This is a genomic window from Pseudoxanthomonas sp. UTMC 1351 (assembly GCF_040948865.1).
Taxonomy (GTDB): Bacteria; Pseudomonadota; Gammaproteobacteria; order Xanthomonadales; family Xanthomonadaceae; genus Pseudoxanthomonas_A.
This window is the reverse complement of the sequence record NZ_JAVGJT010000061.1, coordinates 1-3,602: the sequence shown is the minus strand read 5'-3', so window position 1 is coordinate 3,602 and position 3,602 is coordinate 1. Positions and strand designations below refer to the sequence as shown.

3 protein-coding genes are annotated in these 3,602 nt (G+C 60.9%); all 3 read right to left on the bottom strand.

Annotated features, from left to right (window positions below):
* Positions 1-1,586 (bottom strand): cache domain-containing protein (locus AB6O04_RS20530; RefSeq protein WP_368566278.1); only part of this gene is annotated, 1,586 nt, incomplete at its 3' end.
* Between the two features lie 406 nt (positions 1,587-1,992).
* Positions 1,993-2,484, bottom strand: a complete 492-nt coding sequence (locus AB6O04_RS20525) for a chemotaxis protein CheW (protein WP_368566276.1) — start codon at positions 2,482-2,484, stop codon at positions 1,993-1,995.
* A 140-nt stretch (positions 2,485-2,624) separates the two neighbouring features.
* Entirely contained in the window at positions 2,625-3,404 is a 780-nt protein-coding gene (locus AB6O04_RS20520; RefSeq protein ID WP_368566275.1) for a flagellar brake protein, read from the bottom strand.
* Positions 3,405-3,602 lie beyond the last annotated feature (198 nt).

Here is a 3,602-nt window from a genome sequence, read left to right as displayed (position 1 = left end):
CCTTGCGAGGCGACACCGGCGGCGCCGATGGCCAGCTGATTGGCCTGGCGAGCAGAGTCAGCGTTCTGGCGCACGGTGGAGGTCAGTTCTTCCATCGAGGCGGCGGTTTCTTCCAGGTTGGCGGCTTGTTGTTCGGTACGGCGAGACAGATCGGTATTGCCGGAGGCGATTTCGCCGGCGGCGGTGTTGATGGAGACCGATGCACCCTGGATGCGGCCGACGATGTCAGTCAGCTGCGCCACGGTGGCGTTGGCGTCATCGCGCATGCGGGCGAACACGCCGCAAAACGCTTGCGCGCCATCGCCATCCATGCGCGCGGTCAGGTCGCCGCGGGCGATGGCCTGCAATAAGCCGGACAGCGTGGACAGATTGCCGTCAGTGGTACTCATCAGACCGTTGAGGCCCTCGATCATGATCCGGAAATCATGCTGGAATTTCTGTTCATTGCCGCGCACCGTGAAGTCGCCATCGGCGGCGGCCTCGACCAAATGGCGGATCTCGCTGCTGATTGCTTGGAGATTAGCCTTGGTGGCATCCATCGCTTCCGTCAGTGCGGCTTTTTCGCCTGGCAGTCGATCCATGTCGACCGACAGATCGCCAATGGCGTAGCGCTGCATGATCTCGACCAGGCGAATCTTCACCGCGATATGCGAGGCGACAAGTGCATTGGTATCGCGCACCATGAGGCCGTAATCGCCGGGGAACGTACTGTCGTCCATGCGGTAACTGATTTCACCGGCATCGTGGCGCTTTGCCATCTCGCCTTGGGCGGTGATCACTGAGCGCAGTTGCGATTGCATGCGCTGCATGGCACCCAGTAGCAAACCCACTTCGTCGCGGCGGCTGGTGTCGACCGTGTTATCCAGCTTGCCTGCGGAAACGTTGTTGGCGACGCGCACGGCTTCACCGACAGGCTTGATGATGGAACGGGCGATCAACCAGCACAGCAGCATCGCCGACAGCAATACCAGCACGCCGGCGATGATCAACGCCCGGCTGAAGCTCCACGCCTTGGCGGCGATGTTGTCGGTGTATTCGCCGGTACCGATCACCCAGCCCCAAGGCTGATGGAAGCCCACGTAGGAAATCTTTTGCACGGAACCATCGGTGCCGGGCTTGGGCCAGGTGTAGTCCAGGAAGCCGCCACCGCCGGCGTGCGCCAGCTTCACCATCTCGACAAAGATCTTCTTGCCGTCGGTGCTGGTGGAGGCGTTGAGGTCTTTGCCATTCAAGGCGGTCTGGTGCGGATGCATCAGCATGGTGGGGTGTTCGTCGTTCACCCACAGATAGTCGCTGCCGCCTTTGCTGCGCAACGATTCGATCACGGCCAAGGCTTCGCGCTTGGCGTCTTCTTCGGCCATCGTCCCGGCCTGGGCCAGCGCGTGATAGCGCTCAACCACCGTCAATGCGGCGCCAACACGCAGCTGGAGTTTGTCGCGCTCGTTCTGCAGCAGTTCGCTGTGATTACGTTTTGCGGTAACCAGGCAAAGCGCGACAATGCCGGTGGCCAGCACGGCCAGCATCAGGAGGAATTTGCGTTGCAGCGACAGGTCGCTGAAGCGCAGCGATCGGGTGGTGTACTTCATGGGCTATTTCCGGGAGTCGAGTCGATTCGCAGGTGGACGTTCCCGCCGATGCGGGTTTCCGTCCGCCTACTCGATAGATATCGACTGAATCGACGAAATATTCATGACTATTTAGTCGTAGGGGTACGGATGGGCATGGCTTTAAACGTAGAGCGGAGCTCGCTCCGCTGCCCTTCGATCCGGATTCGGAAAAAAGCAGCGGAGCAAGCTCCGCTCTACATCGGTTGTCATTAACCGATAATTTGAGGGGCCGCCCGTAGGCCGCTTTTCGTAGAGCCGAGCTTGCTCGGCTGCTCTTCGATCCGCGTTCGGAACGGAAACAGCATAGAAGCAAGGCAGCGGAGCCCCCAAGGGGATGCAAGCACAAGCTCCGCTCTACGAGAAATACGGAGAGCAGCGACGCGGTTTAGGCCGCGATGTCTTCCAGTTCCTGCGGGCTCAGGTCGGCGGCGCTGTTGATCAGCGTTTCGATGTCCAACAGGATCAGCATCCGGTCATCGACGGTGCCGATGCCGGAGATGAAGCGGGTGTCCACGTTGGCGCCGAATTCCGGCGTTGGGCGGATCTGTTCCTGGCTCAGCGGGATCACGTCGGAGACGCTATCGACCACGATGCCCACCACGCGGTCATCCACGTTCAGCACGATCATGACGGTGAATGCGTCGTAGCGTGCTTCCTTCAGGCGCAGCTTCAAGCGCAGGTCGATCACCGGCACGATGGTGCCGCGCAGATTGATGACGCCCTTGATGTAATCCGGCGCGTCCGGTAACCGGGTGACAGCGTCGTAGCCGCGGATTTCCTGCACTTTCAGGATGTCCACGCCGTAGTGCTCTTCACCCAGGGTAAAGCTGAGGAATTCGTCGGCGGCGGCCGCGGCGTTGCTGTTCTTGTCGCTCATTCGATTGGCTCCTGTGGCGGCCGATGGATTCTCCCGCCAGGTGGCGGGCGGCACCGGGGAAGGCGGTACCTGTCGTTGTCTACATCGGCCGGGCGGGTGGATTCTTTAGTGGTTCCAGCGCGACAAGGAAACATCGACTTTCATCCAACACCACGCTCGCGGGCGCTGCGTTGGCGGTCCAGGCGGAAGATGTAGCGTTGGATCAGCACATCCGCGCCGCGTGGCAGGCGGGTGAACTGGCAACCCGCACGCCAGGTTTCGGTGCCGTTCTGGTTGAGCTGGCGGAACAGATTCCGGACCGACAGCTGCATGGGAATGGGATCGACATCCGGAAGCCGCAACAGGCAATCGTCCAGTTCGCGGTACGGTTTGAACAGCGGATGGCCTTGCGGTACGACCACCGCGATGCCGCCGCCGCTGATGTCCAATACGCGCAGGTCCGTGAATTCGGACTCAGCGCGGGATTGTGGCGCTGGAACGCGGCAAGTCACCGGTTCCACTACCGGTACCTGCAACCGGTAGAACTCGCGCCTCTGCAGTTTCAAGACGCGATCGGGTATATCCGCCCGGAACGCGACTTGTCCCTCGAACAGGATGGGCGACAGCCCAGTCAGGCGAAACTGGACGTGGATGCGGTCTAACTGCGAAACGCAGGTCAGGTGATGGGCGTGCGTCACGCCGCGGTTGATGGCGTCGTTGGCGCTGCCGTCGATCAGCAGGGTGCCTTCGTCGGGCGAAACGCTGATCAATGCAGTGGGGAAGGTGTGATTGCGGGGCGATATATAGGCGCTGATAAGGGCACGTTTGTCGATCAACGACTGTAATACCAGCCCGATCTCCCGCGCGGTACGCAGGAGGTATTTTTCCTCTTCGTCGTACCGGGCCGGTTGAAGCTGGATGGAGTCGTTATTTTCGGACATGCGCTCTTCCAAAGGCAATTGCAAGCTTCTGTAGGAGCGCCGTCCCGGCGCGAGCTCTTCCCATCAGATCGCGACAAAAGCGAAGAGCTCGCGGCGGGGACGCCGCTCCGCGCCACGATAGCCGCTCGGTGAACACGATCCAGAACGCGCCGCAGCGCGTCCAGATGGTGAACAGCAGGCTTCAATCGGTTTCGTTTT

Bases quoted from the DNA above. Each gene is read 5' to 3' on its own strand.
- AB6O04_RS20525 (WP_368566276.1), bottom strand. From the start codon at position 2,484: ATGAGCGACAAGAACAGCAACGCCGCGGCCGCCGCCGACGAATTCCTC.
- AB6O04_RS20520 (WP_368566275.1), bottom strand. From the start codon at position 3,404: ATGTCCGAAAATAACGACTCCATCCAGCTTCAACCGGCCCGGTACGAC.